At 35.4% G+C, this 18638-nt stretch carries 15 protein-coding genes and 3 pseudogenes; 3 read left to right on the top strand and 15 right to left on the bottom strand.

Annotated features, from left to right (window positions below; translation table 11 throughout):
* Nucleotides 1-178: 178 nt before the first annotated feature.
* The 13 genes and pseudogenes from pflA to ACUN26_RS26495 form a co-directional block, all read right to left on the bottom strand.
* Nucleotides 179-910: a pyruvate formate-lyase-activating protein gene (gene pflA / locus ACUN26_RS26555; RefSeq protein ID WP_000238486.1), complete on the bottom strand. Its 732-nt coding sequence runs from the start codon at nt 908-910 to the stop codon at nt 179-181.
* Nucleotides 911-979: 69 nt separating this feature from the next.
* On the bottom strand, nt 980-3229 hold the full coding sequence (pflB, locus tag ACUN26_RS26550) for a formate C-acetyltransferase (RefSeq protein ID WP_000192131.1): 2250 nt from the start codon (nt 3227-3229) through the stop codon (nt 980-982).
* A 146-nt stretch (nt 3230-3375) separates the two neighbouring features.
* Nucleotides 3376-3601, bottom strand: a pseudogene (locus tag ACUN26_RS26545) (hypothetical protein).
* Nucleotides 3570-5114: a glycosyltransferase family 2 protein gene (locus ACUN26_RS26540; RefSeq protein ID WP_001130017.1), complete on the bottom strand. Its 1545-nt coding sequence runs from the start codon at nt 5112-5114 to the stop codon at nt 3570-3572. Before ACUN26_RS26540 ends, ACUN26_RS26545 begins: the two are co-directional and overlap by 32 nt.
* The gene (locus ACUN26_RS26535; RefSeq protein WP_000037046.1) at nt 5107-6072 is read right to left on the bottom strand and encodes an NAD-dependent epimerase/dehydratase family protein; all 966 of its coding nucleotides are present in this window, start codon (nt 6070-6072) and stop codon (nt 5107-5109) included. The genes ACUN26_RS26540 and ACUN26_RS26535 overlap by 8 nt, the downstream gene beginning before the upstream one ends.
* The gene (locus ACUN26_RS26530) at nt 6069-7313 is read right to left on the bottom strand and encodes a nucleotide sugar dehydrogenase (protein WP_000994263.1); all 1245 of its coding nucleotides are present in this window, start codon (nt 7311-7313) and stop codon (nt 6069-6071) included. The genes ACUN26_RS26535 and ACUN26_RS26530 overlap by 4 nt, the downstream gene beginning before the upstream one ends.
* Complete coding sequence (locus ACUN26_RS26525) at nt 7303-8850, bottom strand: glycosyltransferase family 2 protein (protein WP_002037904.1); 1548 nt, start codon at nt 8848-8850, stop codon at nt 7303-7305. Before ACUN26_RS26525 ends, ACUN26_RS26530 begins: the two co-directional genes overlap by 11 nt.
* Before the next feature lie 13 nt (nt 8851-8863).
* Nucleotides 8864-9058 (bottom strand): hypothetical protein, encoded by a 195-nt coding sequence (locus ACUN26_RS26520; protein ID WP_000899471.1) that lies wholly within the window; start codon nt 9056-9058, stop codon nt 8864-8866.
* A 16-nt stretch (nt 9059-9074) separates the two neighbouring features.
* The gene (locus tag ACUN26_RS26515; RefSeq protein ID WP_000335537.1) at nt 9075-9476 is read right to left on the bottom strand and encodes a hypothetical protein; all 402 of its coding nucleotides are present in this window, start codon (nt 9474-9476) and stop codon (nt 9075-9077) included.
* A gap of 169 nt (nt 9477-9645) precedes the next feature.
* A pseudogene (locus ACUN26_RS26510) lies at nt 9646-10461 on the bottom strand (sugar ABC transporter ATP-binding protein).
* A 241-nt stretch (nt 10462-10702) separates the two neighbouring features.
* The gene (locus tag ACUN26_RS26505; protein ID WP_000371825.1) at nt 10703-11947 is read right to left on the bottom strand and encodes a serine hydrolase domain-containing protein; all 1245 of its coding nucleotides are present in this window, start codon (nt 11945-11947) and stop codon (nt 10703-10705) included.
* A gap of 242 nt (nt 11948-12189) precedes the next feature.
* Nucleotides 12190-13692, bottom strand: coding sequence for an N-acetylglucosamine-specific PTS transporter subunit IIBC (nagE, locus tag ACUN26_RS26500; protein ID WP_000938904.1), 1503 nt, complete (start codon nt 13690-13692; stop codon nt 12190-12192).
* Between the two features lie 141 nt (nt 13693-13833).
* Nucleotides 13834-13947 (bottom strand): annotated as a pseudogene (locus tag ACUN26_RS26495) (transcriptional regulator).
* Nucleotides 13948-14016: 69 nt separating this feature from the next.
* On the opposite strand from ACUN26_RS26495, the gene glsA reads away from it, so the two are divergent.
* Nucleotides 14017-14946: a glutaminase A gene (gene glsA / locus ACUN26_RS26490; RefSeq protein ID WP_001149858.1), complete on the top strand. Its 930-nt coding sequence runs from the start codon at nt 14017-14019 to the stop codon at nt 14944-14946.
* A 170-nt stretch (nt 14947-15116) separates the two neighbouring features.
* Complete coding sequence (locus tag ACUN26_RS26485; RefSeq protein ID WP_000766598.1) at nt 15117-15458, top strand: DUF3969 family protein; 342 nt, start codon at nt 15117-15119, stop codon at nt 15456-15458.
* 113 nt (nt 15459-15571) lie between these two features.
* On the opposite strand, the gene ytaF is transcribed toward ACUN26_RS26485, so the two are convergent.
* A complete protein-coding gene (gene ytaF / locus ACUN26_RS26480) occupies nt 15572-16183 on the bottom strand; it encodes a sporulation membrane protein YtaF (RefSeq protein WP_000100716.1) in 612 nt (203 codons plus the stop codon).
* Between the two features lie 129 nt (nt 16184-16312).
* Between ytaF and ACUN26_RS26475 the strand changes: the two genes are divergently transcribed.
* Entirely contained in the window at nt 16313-16966 is a 654-nt protein-coding gene (locus ACUN26_RS26475) for a DUF1232 domain-containing protein (protein ID WP_001123713.1), read from the top strand.
* A gap of 256 nt (nt 16967-17222) precedes the next feature.
* Here ACUN26_RS26475 and ACUN26_RS26470 read toward each other — a convergent pair whose 3' ends face one another.
* On the bottom strand, nt 17223-18545 hold the full coding sequence (locus ACUN26_RS26470; RefSeq protein WP_002037899.1) for an acetylornithine deacetylase: 1323 nt from the start codon (nt 18543-18545) through the stop codon (nt 17223-17225).
* Nucleotides 18546-18638: the final 93 nt, after the last annotated feature.

Genomic DNA, 18638 nt, shown 5'->3' with positions numbered 1-18638 from the left:
TACTCACTCTTTTACTTCTTAATTCTTTTTACTATTTTGATTTCCCTTTACAATTATGTAAATTTCTCCACTTATTCCTTACAAAAATATGGATATTCTTTTTTCAGTATACTCTTTTCTATATATATACTCTAGGTTTTATTGTAAAGAAAGCAAAAAGTCTAATCCAATATTTGGATTAGACTGCTTTTAAAATATGTCTCGCTTGTTCTACATTTTTTTCCGTAGGTGGTTCTACATTTGCGAGTGGATATTTATGCCCAAGCGCCTCCCATTTATATACACCAAGCTTATGATATGGTAGCACTTCAACTTTCTGAACATTAGACAGACTTTGAATAAAGCTAGATAATTTTTGCAGATCCTCTTCATTATCAGTAACACCTGGAACTAATACATGTCGTACCCAAATCGGTTTATTCTTATCCGATAAATAACGAGCAAATTGTAAAATATGTTCATTTGATTTCCCTGTTAATTTACGATGTTTCTTTGAATCAATATGTTTCAAATCCAATAAAACTAAATCTGTATAATCCATTAATTTATCCAACTTTTGCTGGAATTCTGGCTCTTCAGAATAACAACCTCCAGAAGAATCAATTGTTGTATGAATTCCAACTTCCTTACATTTCTTAAATAATTCAATTAAGAAATCTAACTGTAATAATGGTTCTCCACCACTAACTGTTATACCGCCTCCAGAAGCTTCAATAAATGGAAGGTAACATGTCACATCCTGCATTACTTCTTCAACTGTTATTTCTTTTCCTTTACCGATCTCCCACGTATCAGCATTATGGCAATATTGACAACGTAATAAACACCCTTGTGTAAATATGACATAACGAATCCCTGGGCCATCAACAGTACCACAAGACTCTACAGAATGTATTCTTCCTTTTACCATGTTACTTCCTCCTTTATTGAAACAGCCTCCCTCCACTACATATTAAAAGCGGAGGGACACTTTTTTCACTTACATGCTTTCATGCATTGTACGGTTAATTACATCAATTTGTTGTTCACGAGTTAATTTAATAAAGTTAACAGCGTAACCAGATACACGAATTGTTAATTGTGGATATTTTTCAGGGTGCTCCATTGCATCCATTAATGTTTCACGATTAAATACGTTAATATTTAAGTGATGTCCTTCTTTTATTGCATAACCATCAAGCATAGATACTAAGTTGCGTACTTGTACATCATCTTCTTTACCAAGTGCTTTTGGAATAATAGAGAATGTATTGGAAATACCATCTTGTGCATCTTCATATGGTAATTTAGCTACAGATAATAGTGATGCTAATGCACCTTTTGTATCACGACCATGCATTGGGTTTGCGCCCGGTGCAAATGGTTCTCCAGTACGACGGCCATCTGGAGTATTACCAGTTTTCTTACCGTATACGACGTTAGATGTAATTGTTAAGATTGACATTGTATGAACAGAATTTCTGTATGTTTTATGCTTACGAAGTTTATTCATAAATGTTTTCACAAGATTTACTGCGATTTCATCTACACGATCATCATTGTTACCATATTTAGGGAAATCACCTTCAATTTCAAAGTCAACTGCAATACCATTTTCATCACGAATTGGTTTTACTTTTCCGTATTTAATTGCACTTAATGAGTCTGCTACTACAGACAATCCTGCGATACCTGTCGCCATTGTACGAAGAACATTTGTATCATGAAGCGCCATTTCAATACGCTCGTAGCTATATTTATCGTGCATATAGTGGATAACGTTTAATGTATTTAAATATAGACCTGCTAACCATTCCATTGTCATATCAAACTTATGCATAACTTCTTCATAATCTAATACTTCAGAAGTAATTTGTGCGTACTCAGGGCCAACTTGAGCTTTAGATTTTTCATCTTTACCGCCGTTAATCGCATATAGTAATGCTTTCGCTAAGTTTGCACGTGCGCCGAAGAACTGCATTTGCTTACCGATTCTCATTGCAGATACACAACAAGCAATACCGTAGTCATCACCGTAGTCATCACGCATAATGTCATCATTTTCATATTGAATTGCTGATGTTTTAATAGACATTTTTGCACAGTAGTTTTTAAAGTTCTCTGGTAATTGTTTAGACCAAAGAACTGTTAAGTTTGGTTCTGGAGCTGGTCCTAAATTATCTAATGTATGCAAGAAACGGAATGAGTTCTTTGTTACTAATGGACGACCATCTAAAGCCATACCACCGATAGATTCAGTTACCCAAGTTGGGTCACCAGAGAATAATTCATTATAATCAGGTGTTCTTGCGAATTTCACAAGACGTAATTTCATAATGAAGTGATCCACGATTTCTTGTACTTCTTCTTCTGTTAAAGTACCATTTTCTAAATCTCTTTCAATGTAAATATCTAAGAATGTAGAAGTACGTCCAAGACTCATTGCAGCTCCGTTTTGCTCTTTAATCGCTGCAAGATATGCGAAGTATAACCATTGGAAAGCTTCTTGTGTATTTGTTGCTGGTTTAGAAATATCAAAACCATGAGAAGAAGCCATTTGTTTTAATTCTTGAAGTGCACGCATTTGCTCAGATAACTCTTCGCGTAAACGCATCGTCTCTTCGCTCATTACACCACCAGTTAAATTAAAATCAGCTTTTTTCGCTTCAATTAAATGATCTATACCATATAGCGCTACTCGGCGGTAATCACCGATAATACGTCCACGTCCATATGCATCTGGAAGACCAGTAATAACACCTGATTTACGAGCCGCTTTCATTTCTGGTGTATATGCATCAAATACACCTTGATTATGAGTTTTACGCCAGTCTCTGAAAATCTTACTAAGTTCTTTATCCATTTCGTATCCATAAGATTCACAAGCTTGTTCCGCCATACGAATACCACCATATGGTTGTAATGAACGTTTAAATGGCTTATCAGTTTGGAAACCGACTACTTTTTCAATATCTTTATTTAAATATCCTGGTTCATGTGATGTAATAGAAGAAACAATTTTTGTATCCATATCAAGAACGCCACCGTTTTCACGTTCTTTTGTTGTTAAATCCATTACTTGATCCCAAAGTGTTTTCGTTGCTTCAGTTGCTCCCGCTAAGAAAGATTCGTCCCCTTCGAAAACGTTTACATTATTTAAAATGAAATCGCGAACATCAATCTCTGCTTTCCATTTTTCACCTTTAAAGTTTTCCCATGCGTTTTTTACATTTTCTAATATTTGAGTCATCCTAATCTCCTCCATTTTTGATTAGTACAGGAATAAGATTTTTTATATAACAGCTTACACACTTAGAATACTACTTTTTTGCGAAAGTGAACGAAATAGTTGTGACATGTTTGTGAAATGTTGAGCAAACTACTGTATGCATAGTGTTAACTTCGCTCAAAAGTCTTTATAATTAACCCTTTCTTTAATTGTATTTTTTTGGTATCCTTATATACGAGTCCTATTTTGTAATATAAGAACAATACCCATTGTAGAGCTGTAATACTCTTATCTCCTAATCTGTTATAGTTTTTATAACGGAACAAAAAAGTGTACATATGTTGTACACTTTTTTTGTTACCTATAAAACATCTCTTTTTCTATTTCCATCATAGAATCCACCCCGACTGCCCTTTAATGCAATTAATTGCTCTAATCCTTCCATATGATCACCAATAATTCGAAGTACAGCTGGAGGATGTCCTATTTTTGCAAAATGTTCACTGGGACGAATACGGTTCATTTTATCGACCTCAACACGACTGACACATGCAATTTCGAATCCTGAAAGAACAGCTTTCACTTGCGCTACACAAGGTGACAGTAAAGAACTATATCCTATTGCTTTCAAACACGTCTTACTAAATGCATTAGGTACGGCAATAAGAGAGCCTACTCCTAAATCTTTTCTATCACAAGCTAAATTTAACGCATATTTAAATGCAGTTACGAGATGAAGTGGTACTCTTAAATCTAAATAATGATTTAGATCATTTAATGCGACATCTTGCCCATCTGCAATAGCTTTTGCAAAAGGATATAGCTCACTAGCTGGAATAACAAAATCACCGTCTATAAATAACACAATTTCTCCTTTTGCAAAATAAGTTCCAAGCGAACGCCCCACATCGTTTCCGAGTGCTTCTTTATATATAATTGTTGTTGCTCCTTTTTCTTTTGCAATTGTTGCCGTTTTATCTGACGAACCATTTACAACAACGATGATTTCAAAAGGTTCAATTTTACGAAGCTCCTCTATAACGTTTCCAATTGTTTTCTCTTCATCTTGTACAGGAATAATTACCGATAATTGCTTTCCTTTATACAAATTAGATGTAACGCCCCATCCTTGATAAAAATCTTCAAAATTTAAAGTATGATAGACACTCTCTCTTTTCCGATTTCCATCATAATATCCTCCACGCTCATCGCTGCCTATTATCCGCTCCGCTACAGCTTCTATATGGTCACCTATCATTCGTTTTTCAGCTTGTGCAAGATCTGTGCCATATGCTGCATGCTCGAGTGGCCGAAATTTATTCGGCGTAATGACGTCAATTGCACAATGACGACTAATTTTCCACTTACTTTGTGCTAAGCGTAAATGAGCTACAATAGGATTAACAAAACATTCATATCCAATACTTTGAACGACTTCTTTCGTCAACGCATGAGGTACAGATAATAAAGAATCAATTTTTAATTCTTCGCGCTCTAACATTGCATTTAATATTTGGCGCCATACTGTAACGGAATGTGGTTTTTGTTTTTTTAAAAATAATGCATCCAAATTATTTAAAACGATGTCAGCCTGATCATGTAAAATCGGATTAAGAAATAATTGCAATTTTGAAGTTTGAATAGCGAAATCTCCATCTATAAACAGTAATACATCACCTATCGCATGTTTTGCACCAACTGCGCGGCCAACGTCGTTACCAAGTGACTCTTTATTCTGAATTACTCTACATCCTAAACTCTCAGCAACCCCTTCTGTACCATCATTGCAACCATTAGCTACTACAATAATCTCTACTGGATTGAATGGCTTTACCGATTGAATCACGTCTGAAATCGTATCCACTTCATTACATACGGGAATAATAACCGATAATGACTTAGCCATTGTTTTCTTCACGAAACCATTTAATAGTTTCTTTCAATCCTTGTTCCCACGTTATTGTCGCTTGAAATTGAACAAGTTCTCTTAATTTTGTTACGTCTGGTCTTCTATTTGGAATTTCCTCAAAACCATGTGGATATACTTTTTCAAAAGGAACTTGTACAATTTTTGAAGAAGAATTTGTTAGTTTTTTGATTACTTCTGCTACTTCTTTAATATTTTTTTCATTCTCAGAACCTATATTAATAATCTCACCATTTACATTCTCATCCATTGCTCGAATCGTTGCCTCTACTGCATCACTTACGTACGTAAAGCAACGTGTCTGCTTTCCATCGCCATATACGAGAATGTCTTCACCTTGCAAAGCCGCCCGGATAAATCGTGGGATTACCCCTGCATACGGACCATCTTTCGCTCTTGGACCATAAATATTAAAATAACGAACAATCGTTACCGGCAAACCTTCTAATGCGTATCCTAAACATAATGTCTCTTCTAACGTTTTACAAACTGCATAACTCCAGCGTATTTTAGAAGTTGCCCCGTATAATCGATCTCCTTCTTCAGAGAAAGGTGGCTTGCCCTTACCATATACTTCTGAAGTAGACGCAAAGACTACTTTTTTCTTGCCTTTTAATGCTGCTTGTAAAATGTTTCTCGTTCCATCAAAATTTGTTTCAATGAGTTCTATACTTTTTTCCATTGTCGTTTTAACACCTAATATTGCTGCCAAATGGAATACTACATCGTGTTGATTTACTAATTCATCGATTGCCTTTTTGTCTAAAACACTGATTGGAATAACTGGAATCTCTTTCATTAACTCATTATGATATTTATTTTTCCCTTTATAGAAGTTATCCACAATTGTGACTCCATAACCTCTTTTCACTAATTCTTCAGCTAGATGTGATCCAATAAATCCTGCTCCACCTGTAATTAAACATTTCTTACTCATGCACTCACCTTCTTTATAATTCCACGTGTATCGATTACTCGCTTTATTCTTTTAAAAAGCTCCCAATCGATATTAGAGTGATCAGTTAAAATTAATATACAATCTGCTTGTTTAACCTTTTGTTCATCCAAGGAAACAGATTGATACACCCTATCTCCAATTTCCGCAGAAGAAATATATGGATCATGGTATTCTATCTCGTATCCTTCTTTTATTAGTAATTGAATAATTGGCAATGCTGGTGATTCTCTCAAATCATTTACATCTTTCTTATACGCAATCCCTACAATTAAAACCGTTGCGGGTGATTGCACCATGCCTTTTACCTTTCCGACTATTTTCTCTGGCATTTCTTCATTAATTACATGTGCCGCCTCAATTAATTGACTAATAGCCCCATTTTTCTTTATTCTCCATTGAAAATATAAAGGATCTACAGGAATACAATGTCCTCCTATTCCTGGTCCTGGCCAATACGGAGTAAATCCAAACGGTTTTGTAGATGCAGCTTCAAGCGCCTCATAAAAATTAATATTCAAACTTTCACATAGCATATTTAACTCATTTACTAACGAAATGTTAACTAAGCGCTGAATATTTTCAAATAGCTTACACATCTCCGCTACTTTTGGAGAACTAACAGGAACAACTACATCGAAGATAGTGCTATACAAATCCTGTACCTTTTGTTTACATTGTTCTGTTTGTCCACTAATAACCTTTGGAATCGATTGAACTGAATATTGACTATTTGCCGGATCAATTCTCTCCGGTGAATAACCAATATAATAATCCACTCCTACCTTTTTACCAGTTTGAGAAATAATAGGAATGATAACTTCCTCAAGTGTACCTGGATATGTGGAGCTTTCAAAAATGAAGGTTTGTCCTTTTTGAAGGTTTTGTTGTATATAATGCGAAGCTGAAATGAGAGCACTTAAATCCGGTTCTCTTTGCTCATTAATTGGAGTCGGGACAGTAACAATAACATAATCACTCTTTTGGAACTCAGTAACACCTTTATCTGGTGTATTTACTAGTAAGCTTTTTTTAGTTAATAAACTTTGTAACTCTTTAGAAGAAACATCTGGAATATAACTTTCTCCTTTTATAATCGATTCTATTTTCCTAGTATCTTTATCTAGTCCAAGTACTGTATATCCTCTTTCTGCGAAATGGACCGCTAAAGGAAGACCAACATACCCTAATCCAATAATAGCTACTTTACTACTAGCATTCATCTGTATTCTTTTCTTCCTTTCTCAATTGTTGAATAATATCTCTATCCCGTTCTCCATCTGTAAAACTCCCGCGTTCGTCTGTATATTGTAATAGATAAGCAATCGCCTCAAGTTGATCACCGAAAATACGGTCAAATGCTGGAATACGTCCATTAACAAATCCATGTTGCTCTGGGCGTACTCGATTTGTTTTTATAACATCTACAAATTGTACTGCTGTAATAGAGAATCCCTCCAAAATAGCTTTCATTTGAGCTAATGGCGGGATAATGAGAGAGTCATATCCAATTTTATCTATTACCTTCTTATGCATAGCATGTGGCACTGCCGTTAGTGAGTTATTCCATAAATCTGGTCGTTTCGCTACTAAATTTACAAAGTATTTTCCCATACTAATTGGATCCGCGGGATGAAACATATCTAATAAACATTGCAAATCATTTAATGCCATATCACTCCCATCTTCAATAGCATGCAAAAAGGGAGTTAGTTTTTTTGCCGGAATAGCAAAATCACCATCAACAAATAAACAAATATCAGCTGTAGCATGCATGGCTCCTATCGCTCGCGCTACATTATGTCCAAGCGCCTCCCCGAATTCAACAACAATAACATTCTCTAGCTGTGCCTGTTTAATAGTCTCGATATCCGCTCCATTCGCAACAACAATAATTTCATCTACTCCTGCTTTTTTCACTTCTTGTATAACAGATTTTATAGTCATCTTTTCTTCTGACACTGGTATAATCGCACTATATTTCGCTTTTTCCTTCTTTAATACAGCTGGTTTATATTTCCCTATAAACTCTCTATCTCTGTTTCCCTCCGAAAAACCACCGCGTTTACCATATATTTCAATTACATATTGCAAAGCACGTAAATGATCACCCATAATACGACTAGTCGCTTTCGGATAAGGAGAACCAGGTGATATTCCCGTATGCACAGGACGAACCTTATTTGTATGAATTACATCGACCGAAGCCACATCGACAATATCTACTCCTCTAGACATCGCCATCGCTTGAAATAATGCTGGATCTGCTAAATTCCACCACCCAAGTTTCTCAATAACTTCCCTACTCATCGCATGTGGAATTGCGATTAAAGATCCAACAACAAGCTCCTTTTTATTCAAATAGCGATTCAGCATGAATTTTCCAACTGTCGTATAATGTGGTCTCATCTTTAAATAAACCGACCATGTTAAATTATTCACAACAATTTGGTGCCCCTGCCGAATCCCTTTCACGAAACATTGTAACTCTTTACTCTCAATAACGATGTCACCATCTAAAAACAAGACAATTTCACCTTTTGCTTCTCTTGCTCCAATTGCCCGTCCCACATCATTGCCAAGAGAATGTTTATAATAAATCACATGACAATGATGTTGTATTGCTATTTCTTTCGTCCCATCTGTCGATCCATTATCTACTACGATAATTTCATACGGCTTCAGCTTCTCCACTTCTACTAAAACTTGAGATAACGTACTTGCTTCATTATGCGCCGGAATAACAACTGATACTCTCATACTTGTATCACGCTTACCCTTCCAAGCGAACATAGGCAATAATAGGAGTACGCACAATTACATCTTCCGGTGGTCCATAGGAAGGAGAAGTACGAACACTTACTGCCCCGTCTGTCACAGATAAAAGAATGCCTGCAACAATTTCTACAGCTGTCACAACTTGCACTAACTCACCAACATGGTTACGCAGTTCATCAGTAAATAACATATATAACTCTCCTTTCTTACACTTCTTTAATTGATATAATACTTGTAAATGGTAATAAAACTTCAGTTCCTATTCCTTCTTGCAGTATTAAGAAATCGTCGCCAACTGCTACAATAACACCTGTTAACTGCCCAACCGTCACAGTAATTTCGACATTTTTACCTAAATATTGCTTTGCAATTTCTTTAAACGGTGATGTATTACATTCTTTTAAAATGTTACAAATAATCGATTGAAATTGACTTGATTTAATAAATTCTTCTGTAGCTTGCTTAGAATTTCTTTGAATAAATCTCGCAAAATTTTGCGAAAATAAAAGTCGTTCCACAGCAGGCAGTAACTTGTCATCTAAAAAATAACCTAATTGTCTATTAAACAGTCGGGATAATTTATGCCAATATTTTCTGAACAGACACATACACTTCTCCTCCTATTTATTTTTAAAATATAAAAAATACATTCATACATCTTAATGTATACAAAGCAGGCTTTTTATGTGATAGGTAAGACATACATTTTTCAAAGAAACAAGAATTTTTAACTAAATAAAAAAGATAGACGGTATCCCATCTATCTTTATAAGTATTTTAATTTTTAATTGTAACAATGGCAGCTGTACTGTAATAAACCGCTCGTGGTAATTCTGCCTGTTCACTGATAGAAGCTGTAACAAGAGAACCACCGCTTGCCGAAAAATACTTAACAGCTTCTAACGGAATACCATCTTCTTTCACATCAATATGCGTGCCATCTCGCCAGTCTATTTTCTGCCTTGTTGCTGAAAGGTCCCCAGTCACTTTACCAAATTCTTTACCATCCACCCCTAAAAAGATTCATTCCCATTTTGTTAAACTTAGTACTTGTTTCAACTCCCCAATTTTCTTTCCATCCATATTCGAAAAAATATAGAAGTTGCGTACTCCCATATTCTTTTGAACACGCAACAATCTTTCTCCTGAGTGATTATATAAATAAAATTGTTGCTTATGTAGTCCCTTAAAAAGAAAAGAGAGTACAGCTTGCCATACACTTTGAATAACAAAATCATACTCTTCTTTTAAAAAACCTACTGTATTTCCTTCTAATCCAAAGTACGTTATTACTTGAAATATCCCTACCTCTTTCCGAACAACAAATTTTTGTTGCTCAAGTAATTCAGAAGTCTCTATATTATAATTTTCCTGTTTAAGTATTTTTGATCTTCGTTTTTCTATAAAGCTATATATTAATAATCCAATTGCTGGTAGTAAAATACCTATTAATTGCAGATTGTCTTTCTCTGAAGTGAATAGCATCCCTTTTTTATATTCCATCACTAATCCAATTGCAACGATAATCCATACAATGACAGATACAAAAAAAATACGTTTCGCATTACGTGCGTGATGCTTATGTATACTCATATCACGTCCCCTTTTCCATTTATCCCGCTATTTGCCGGGCAGTAAGACCCACACTTCAAAATTCGGCGAAAGCAAAGAAGTTAGGTGGGTGATCGACTGCCCGTAAAAGCCCGATTGGTGAAGGCTAATAATCAGTGGGGGATGAAGAAAACCCCCACTGATTAAAGTTTCACTTTATTTCATTATCCCATTGCACATACACTTCCTCAAGAAAAAAAGACTATCCAAAAAAGACAGTCATTTACACTTCAATATTTCGTAACATCGTATAAATATCGTTATTCACTTTACCAAATGATTTAATGTTATTTTGAATGTTAGATAATAAAACAACATATACACTACCATTTTTACTAAAACCATTTAAACAATTCCAACCTGGCATTACACCATGATTTGAATAGCTTCCTGGATCTACATACCAGCCAAATCCGTAATCTTTTTTCACAGCAGTAAACATTTGATTATAACTCTCTTTTGAAATTAATTTTCCAGAGAAGAGTGCTTCATTAAATAAATATAAATCATGTGCGCTCGTATATATATCACCACAACCATATAGTTGTGACATGCTCGGAATATTAGGTGTTGTCATATTGTTATTCACTATTTTATAACCCGTTGATGGGAATCTTGTTTGTTCCAACGCTGTTCCAAAACCAGAATGTTTCATACCCGCGGTCGCAAAAATATGCTGTTTTATATATTCTTCGAGCGACTGTCCACTTACCTTCTCAGCAATGTAAGCAAGTATAGAATAGTTTGAATCAGAATACTTCCATTTCTCTCCCGGACTCCCAATACGCTTTTGCTTTCCTATTCGTTTGATCAATTCTTCATGAGAAATATCCTCTGTCCCCTGCTCATACTCTGGAATTCCTGATGTATGTGTTAATAGATGTTTTAACTGTATGCTATTACCTTGAGGAAAGTCTGGAATATACTTTGTAACTGTATCCTCTACTTGTAACTTATTTTGATCTTTTAATTGCATAATAGCAGTCGCTACAAACGCTTTTGAAATAGAACCAATATAAAAGGTCGTCTCTGAATTATTCGGCACTTGATTCTCTTTATTAGCCATGCCGTATCCTTTATTCACAAGAACTTTCCCATTCTTCACAATAACAGCTGTTCCACTAAATCCCATGCTCTGTAAATATTGATCCAATTGAGCATTTTCATTAATTTCTTGAGGTGGTCCCTCAGCAGGCTTCTCCACAGCTTGCGCTTGCTTCACTTGTTCTTCCTGCTCTTTTTGTTTTTGTGCTTCTTGCTTCTTTTTTTCTTCTTCTTTCTTTTTTAGCTCTTCTTGTTTTTTCATTTCTGCTGCCGCTTTTAAAGTTTCCTCTTTCTTATTAAGCGCAACAATTTTTGTATACATGAAATATACAAGTGATAATAGTAAGACGAGAATGATTGTTCTTTTTATGTATACAATCGGCCGACGTGCTTTCCCATTTGCATTATTTTTTTCCTGATCCATGATTGCCTTTTTCCCCTTATTTACCGATAATTTACTTTTAATTTCCACCTATATTTTGGATAATCTATTCTATAACATCACTACTTTATCACGCACTGTACATATAACCAACCTATATGTACAAAAAAGAAAAAGAAAATTTACAAAAGTAAGATTCCCGTTAAATTTTTAACATAAAAAAAGAGGATATCCTCTAAAAACTGATATTATCAGTCTTTTTGGATATCCTCTTATTTAATTATTTATACGTGTTTTTTCATATCATCGGCAACAGATTCAACATTTGTACCTACGATAACTTGTACACTTGTGTTACTTAATTTCATAACACCTTTCGCACCCGCACGTTTTAATGCAGCTTCGTTTACTTGACTAGCATCTTTCACTTGTAAGCGTAGACGTGTTGCACAGTTATCAATAACTGTTAAGTTGTCTTTTCCACCTAAAGCTGCTACGTAAGTTTCACCAATTGAACCTGCAACTGGTGCATCACCCTCTTCAACTAACTCATCGTCATCTTCACGACCAGGAGTTTTCAAGTCAAACTTCTTAATTAAGAAGTAGAATACTACAAAGTAAATTACTGCGTAAATTAAACCGATTCCCGCTAGCAATACTGGTTTCGTTGCAATACCAAAGTTTAAGAAGTAATCAATTGCACCGGCACTAAATGTGAAACCATCGTGAATGCCAAGTGATGTTGTTACGAATAAAGAAATACCTGTTAACACGGCATGAATACCATATAATACTGGTGATAGGAACATGAATGAGAATTCAATCGGTTCTGTAATACCAGTTAAGAATGAAGTCAATGCTAGGCCACCTAACATACCTGTAACCATTTTACGTTTTTCTGGTTTAGCAGCTGCAATCATTGCGAAACATGCTGCTGGTAAACCGAACATCATAACTGGGAAGAAACCAGTCATAAACATACCTGCTGTTTTATCCCCTGCAAGGAAGCGAGCAATATCACCATTTACAACGTTACCTGCTGCATTTGTAAAGTCACCAAATACGAACCAGAAGTATGTGTTCATTACATGGTGTAAGCCAATTGGAATTAATAGACGGTTTAATAAACCAAATAGACCTGAACCAACTGCACCTAAATTAACAATTCCATGAGCCAATGCATCGATGCCATTTTGAATTGCTGGCCAAATTTGTGCGAATAGAATTCCTAATATTAGCATCACAACCGATGTAACAATCGGAACGAAACGTTTTCCAGCAAAGAAACCTAACCATTCTGGAAGTTTAATCTTATGGAATTTATTATAAAGGAATCCTGCTATAACGCCGACAATAATACCACCTAAAACTTTCATATCCACTTTAGTCGATAATTCGGCGGCCTTAGATACTTGTGTCATTGTATCTGCCAGCTTAGATGGATCTATATTTGCGCTATTACCTATTAAATCTTGAACTTTACCTAATTTATCTTGTAATTCTACAGTAGAATATCCCTTACTAAGTGCATCAATACTGTTTTTCATAACCAGATAACCAATTGCACCTGCAAGACCTGCTGCACCACTACCATCAACTGAAAGACCGATTGCAATACCAATTGCAAAAATAAGTGCTAAATTATCAAAAACCGCTGCGCCGGCCTGTGCCATAACAGGAATATCAAATACATCTGGTTGCCCTAAACGAAGCAATAATCCTGCTGCTGGTAGTACGGCAATTGGAAGCATTAGCGCTTTACCAATACGTTGTAAAAACTGCAACATTTTAATTCCCCCTATCAAATTTATGAAATCGTTATCATTATAAGTACGCTTTAGAAAACGCTTTCTATTTACATAACCATAATAACATATAGTTGTATAGATGTGTAGTTTTTATTTCCGAACTTTTTATGGATAAGTTTTCTATTTCCAAACTGTTATATAAAAGGGGAATTCTCCTCTTTTATTACAGAATAATCTAAACTAAAGACCCACTATAGAACATGTAACTTTCGTTTTATCATTCCACTTTTTCATGTTATTATTTATTTCCGAGCATATCGGGAAAAGTAAACTTAGTTAATTCGAAATAGGAGCGGTGGTACTATGCAGTGCATTGAAACAAACAACTTACAACAGTTGTTAGAACAAGTAAAACCATATACGAAAAAAGGAAAACTTGCTACTTATATCCCCGAACTAGGAAATGCAAATCCAGACGATTTAGGGATTGCCATTTTCCATAAAGAAACAGAATATATCCATGCTGGTAACTCACAGACATTATTTACTCTTCAAAGTATTTCCAAAGTAATTACACTTGCACTTGCACTTTTAGATCGCGGTGAAGAATATGTATTTTCTAAAGTTGGAATGGAACCAACTGGTGACCCATTCAATTCTATTATTAAGTTAGAAACGACAAGCCCATCTAAACCTCTTAATCCAATGATTAATGCGGGAGCATTAGCTATCACAAGCATGTTAGCAGGACAAGATAACGAAGAAAAAATGGAGCGTATCCTTCATTTTGTACGGGAAATAACAGATAATCCTACTATTAATTATTCTTCTAAAGTTGCCAATTCAGAATTAGAGACGGCTTACTTAAATCGTTCACTTTGTTACTATATGAAACAAAATGGAATTATCGATTGTGATATTGAGGAACTTATGGATTTATACACTCGTCAATGTGCAGTTGAAGTAAACTGTATTGATTTAGCACGTATTGGTTTAATTTTTGCAATGGACGGATATGATCCATATAAGAAAAAACAAATTATCCCTAAACATATTACGAAAATCTGTAAAACATTTATGGTTACATGCGGTATGTATAACGAATCTGGTGAATTTGCAATTCGTGTTGGTATCCCTGCAAAAAGCGGTGTAGCTGGTGGTATTTTCGGTTGCGTAAAAGGCGAGATGGGTATCGGCATTTTCGGGCCAGCTTTAGATGCAAACGGAAATAGTATCGCTGGTTTTAAAATTCTTGAACTTCTTTCTGCTCAAGAAGGTTGGAGCATTTTTTAATTGGGCGGTATCCTGCTAATATAGCAGGATTTTTTTACGGAAAATTCATTGTTACTGGTCATCAATATCCTTACAAAAACAGTACTGAAAGTTTCTCTTTATTATGCATATTTGCTCCCCCCTCCTGAATAGTATAGTACAACCTAGCGCTATATGTGGAGGTGTAAAAGATGAAACTAATATTTCAAATGGCGAAACAACCTGTTCTTGAAAAAACAATTGTTCTTTTTATATTGAGTATTGTAGAAAGCTTAAAGCTAAAAGTTGTTTCACTCGACGAAGCTCACCGATACATATTCAATTTAGAAGTACTTGAACTATTAATGGATCGAAACATCGATGATCAAGTACTAGAGCTTATACATTTCGGAATGGGACTCGAAGATATTCATCATGTACTCCCTGAAGAACTTGAGCATAGTATTGAGGAACTAAAATGGCTTTGTATCCAAGTTTTAAGTGAATATAGTATGCACGAGGAATCGGAACAATTAATTGAAGATATACGCTAAGAAGCACCTTTGTAGGTGCTTCTTATGTTTATTAAGAAATAAATATCCGATGTCGATATATGAAATTTATTCAAGTATTTCCGAGGAAATGCTCGAACATTGCCTTTCTATGTTTACAACAACTGATCTATCCCAATAAGAATTAATAATACGCCTGCAATTACCGTCGCCCATTTCCCTAAGTATTCCGCTAAAAATCGTTTTCCTATATATGAAAAGCCACTAATACAAATGAAACTAAACACCCCAGAAATACATGCCGTAAGCCACAGATTCAAATTTGTTACTCCAGCATCAAACCCACCTGCAATATTATTAATAGATAATGCCACCCCTAAAACAAGAGCCTCAGAAAAACTAATTGTTTTCGATCCATCAAAATCTGCTTTTTCTGGATCACGTAAAATCCCCAAAAGTACACTACCATCTTTAGATTCTATGGTGTCCTTTTTACTCAAGAAAGGCTGACATAAAATAAACACTCCGATTATCCCTAAAACAATTGCTCCAATCAGGTTTGCTGTAAACTCTGAAATAAATAATGCGATCCAATTCCCCAAAAAACCAGCTAATAAAGTAAATAAAAAACCAAAAAATGCGATGATAAAATTGTTAAACCACGAAATACGAATTTTACGAATGCCATATGCAATCCCAACACCTGCATTATCTAAATTAGAAGCAATTCCGATTAAAAGAATTGAAAATATACCTGCCGTACTCATAAACAGTCACCTCTTTTTCTCACTTCTCAATGCATATTATGAAAATGTTGAGCAACTGTGCCTGTCTGTTTCATATACTTGTAATAAATGCTCAACATTTTTTCAACAATAAAAAGGGGTGCCTTCACTATGCCTAAAGAAAACCCAAACGATCGTCTTGGTAAATTAATCAAAAAGCTTTTAAAAGAACGTGCCTTATCCATGCGCCAACTAGGAATACTTACAAATATTGATCCAGCAACAATCTCAAGAATTATGAATGGTAAACAACAACCAAAACAAAAACATCTACAAAAATTTGCAGAATGTCTGCAAGTTCCGCCTCAATTGTTATTTGATGAAATGTATCCTAATTCTCCTCACATAAATAAAGAAAAGACGGATATGTATACATCTCTTGATACAATTCAGCAAACTTTACAATCCTCTAACTTATTCGACTTCGATTACACAACAACTCGCGTAAAACAAGAACTTGAAACTTATGAACGCTATGCTCAAACAACAGAAGGTGAAAAACGTATTCATGAAAGTTTTTCAAGCAAGTTAGAACAGATTGATAGTGCAGGCCCTTTCATTGAACAATTAACAGATATGTATCAACAATTTTGTAATGAAACCATTTCAAAAGAAGAACGTGCAATTCTTGGGGGTGCATTACTGTATTTCATTTTATCGACAGACATTATCCCCGACTATCTCTTTCCAATTGGCTATTTAGATGATGCAATTGCTGTTGAATTAGCAAAAGAGAAATTAATTGAACTAAAACGAAAGACATAGAAAAATAAAGTAAAACTTTAATCAGTAGGGGTTTTGTTCATCCCCCACTGATTATTAGCCTTCACCAATCGGGTTTTTATGGGCCGTTGATCTCCCACCTAACTTCTTTGCTTTCCCTGAATTTTGAGGTGGGGGGCTTACTGCCCGGCGAATAGCGGGATAAAAAACTATTTCAGTTGTTGTTTAAGTTCAACTCTGAAATAGTTCACTAAAAAATCGTACAAGTTGCAGACCCGTACGATTTCAATATACAAATCTATTTTTTCGTATGACACCATTCATATATGAACGCCGTTATTACTTTTGTAAATTCAATTAACTGTTCAACTTCAACTTTCTCATTTACAGAATGGGCCTCTTCTAGTGTACCTGGCCCATAAATAATGGCGGGGATATGAAATTCACTAAACCACCCACCATCCGTTACTGTTGCAGACATATCTAAAATTGCATTTTTAGATAAAATAGATTCATGTACCGCACTAAGAGTTTTTACAGCTACATGTTCACTATCTACTTCTAAAGAAGGAAAAATTTCACCACGATCCACAATCATCGACTCTCCGCCCCACTTAAATTGCGGTGGATTTTCACTTAACCATGGATCAGCAGCTGCTACTTTTCTTATATACGCTTCTATTTCTTCTATTATTTGTTCATGCGTTTCGTTTGGATAGAAGTGTACTGTTATCCACAATCGGCACTCATCAGCAATAAACGCTGCATGCCGGCCACCTTCAATAACAGCTGGATTAATTGTTGTTGTTCCCGATGGATAGCCTTCATACGTTTTCATGACTGCCCAGTGGCGCTCCAGTTCTTGTAAGCTTTGCACAATTTTCATCATTTTTTCAATTGCACTCGCTCCAAATAGACGTCCTCCGGCATGAATCATTTGTCTACGTGTTGCATCATGAAACGTTCGCGGGCTTTTCACAGTAATCCATCCAGTAATTACGCCCCCCTGTCCTTGCATATGTAAATTGCTCGTATCCACTACGACTGCAAAATCAGCATCATAACCACGTTTACAACATTGAAGTGTTCCTGCTTCTCCTACTTCTTCTCCAATTACTGATTGAAATATTAGATCACCCGGCAATTCAATTCCCGCTTCTTCTAAAAGCTGAATAGCAAATAAGGATCCAGCTAATCCACCTTTCATATCTGCCGCGCCTCTTCCAACTAACCAGTCGTCTTTTATAAACGGCTCAAACGGATTTGTTTCCCATGCCTCATCTATCGACACTTCAGCTACATCCATATGTCCATTAATAATAAGACTTTTATATGTCCCGCTTTCCGTCCCTTTTTTTACACCAACAACGTTCGGGTCATTCGGATATACATCCCATTTATCAATACTAAAATTTCGTTTTCTTAGAAAATCTGCAACAAATTCTTGTGCTTCATTTGTATTTCTCGCTGGTGGCGCTGGTGTTTCAAAACGAATTAATGTTTTTGTAAGTTCGAGCAATTCCTCTTTCCTTGAATCTATTTGTTTTAACAACTGCGAAATTTCTGGATTCATCGCTAATTCCCCTTTGCATACGTAGTATGTTTCCAGCTTTATTTTCACAAAAAAAGAGACTGTTTACAATTTTACAGTCTCTAAATGACTCACTATTATAAAGTGAAACTATAATCAGTGGGGAGGTTCATCCCCCACTGA

Source organism: Bacillus sp. WC2503 (genome assembly GCF_052682895.1).
Note: the sequence above shows the minus strand (reverse complement) of the source record. Positions and strands in the feature narration are given on the sequence as shown.

Bases quoted from the DNA above. Each gene is read 5' to 3' on its own strand.
- ACUN26_RS26535 (WP_000037046.1), bottom strand. From the start codon at position 6,072: ATGAGTAAGAAATGTTTAATTACAGGTGGAGCAGGATTTATTGGATCA.
- ACUN26_RS26520 (WP_000899471.1), bottom strand. From the start codon at position 9,058: ATGTTATTTACTGATGAACTGCGTAACCATGTTGGTGAGTTAGTGCAA.
- ACUN26_RS26475 (WP_001123713.1), top strand. From the start codon at position 16,313: ATGCCTAAAGAAAACCCAAACGATCGTCTTGGTAAATTAATCAAAAAG.
- ACUN26_RS26485 (WP_000766598.1), top strand. From the start codon at position 15,117: ATGAAACTAATATTTCAAATGGCGAAACAACCTGTTCTTGAAAAAACA.
- pflA (WP_000238486.1), bottom strand. From the start codon at position 910: ATGGTAAAAGGAAGAATACATTCTGTAGAGTCTTGTGGTACTGTTGAT.
- ACUN26_RS26505 (WP_000371825.1), bottom strand. From the start codon at position 11,947: ATGGATCAGGAAAAAAATAATGCAAATGGGAAAGCACGTCGGCCGATT.
- ytaF (WP_000100716.1), bottom strand. From the start codon at position 16,183: ATGAGTACGGCAGGTATATTTTCAATTCTTTTAATCGGAATTGCTTCT.
- ACUN26_RS26540 (WP_001130017.1), bottom strand. From the start codon at position 5,114: ATGGCTAAGTCATTATCGGTTATTATTCCCGTATGTAATGAAGTGGAT.
- ACUN26_RS26525 (WP_002037904.1), bottom strand. From the start codon at position 8,850: ATGAGAGTATCAGTTGTTATTCCGGCGCATAATGAAGCAAGTACGTTA.
- ACUN26_RS26530 (WP_000994263.1), bottom strand. From the start codon at position 7,313: ATGAATGCTAGTAGTAAAGTAGCTATTATTGGATTAGGGTATGTTGGT.
- ACUN26_RS26515 (WP_000335537.1), bottom strand. From the start codon at position 9,476: ATGTGTCTGTTCAGAAAATATTGGCATAAATTATCCCGACTGTTTAAT.
- pflB (WP_000192131.1), bottom strand. From the start codon at position 3,229: ATGACTCAAATATTAGAAAATGTAAAAAACGCATGGGAAAACTTTAAA.
- glsA (WP_001149858.1), top strand. From the start codon at position 14,017: ATGCAGTGCATTGAAACAAACAACTTACAACAGTTGTTAGAACAAGTA.
- nagE (WP_000938904.1), bottom strand. From the start codon at position 13,692: ATGTTGCAGTTTTTACAACGTATTGGTAAAGCGCTAATGCTTCCAATT.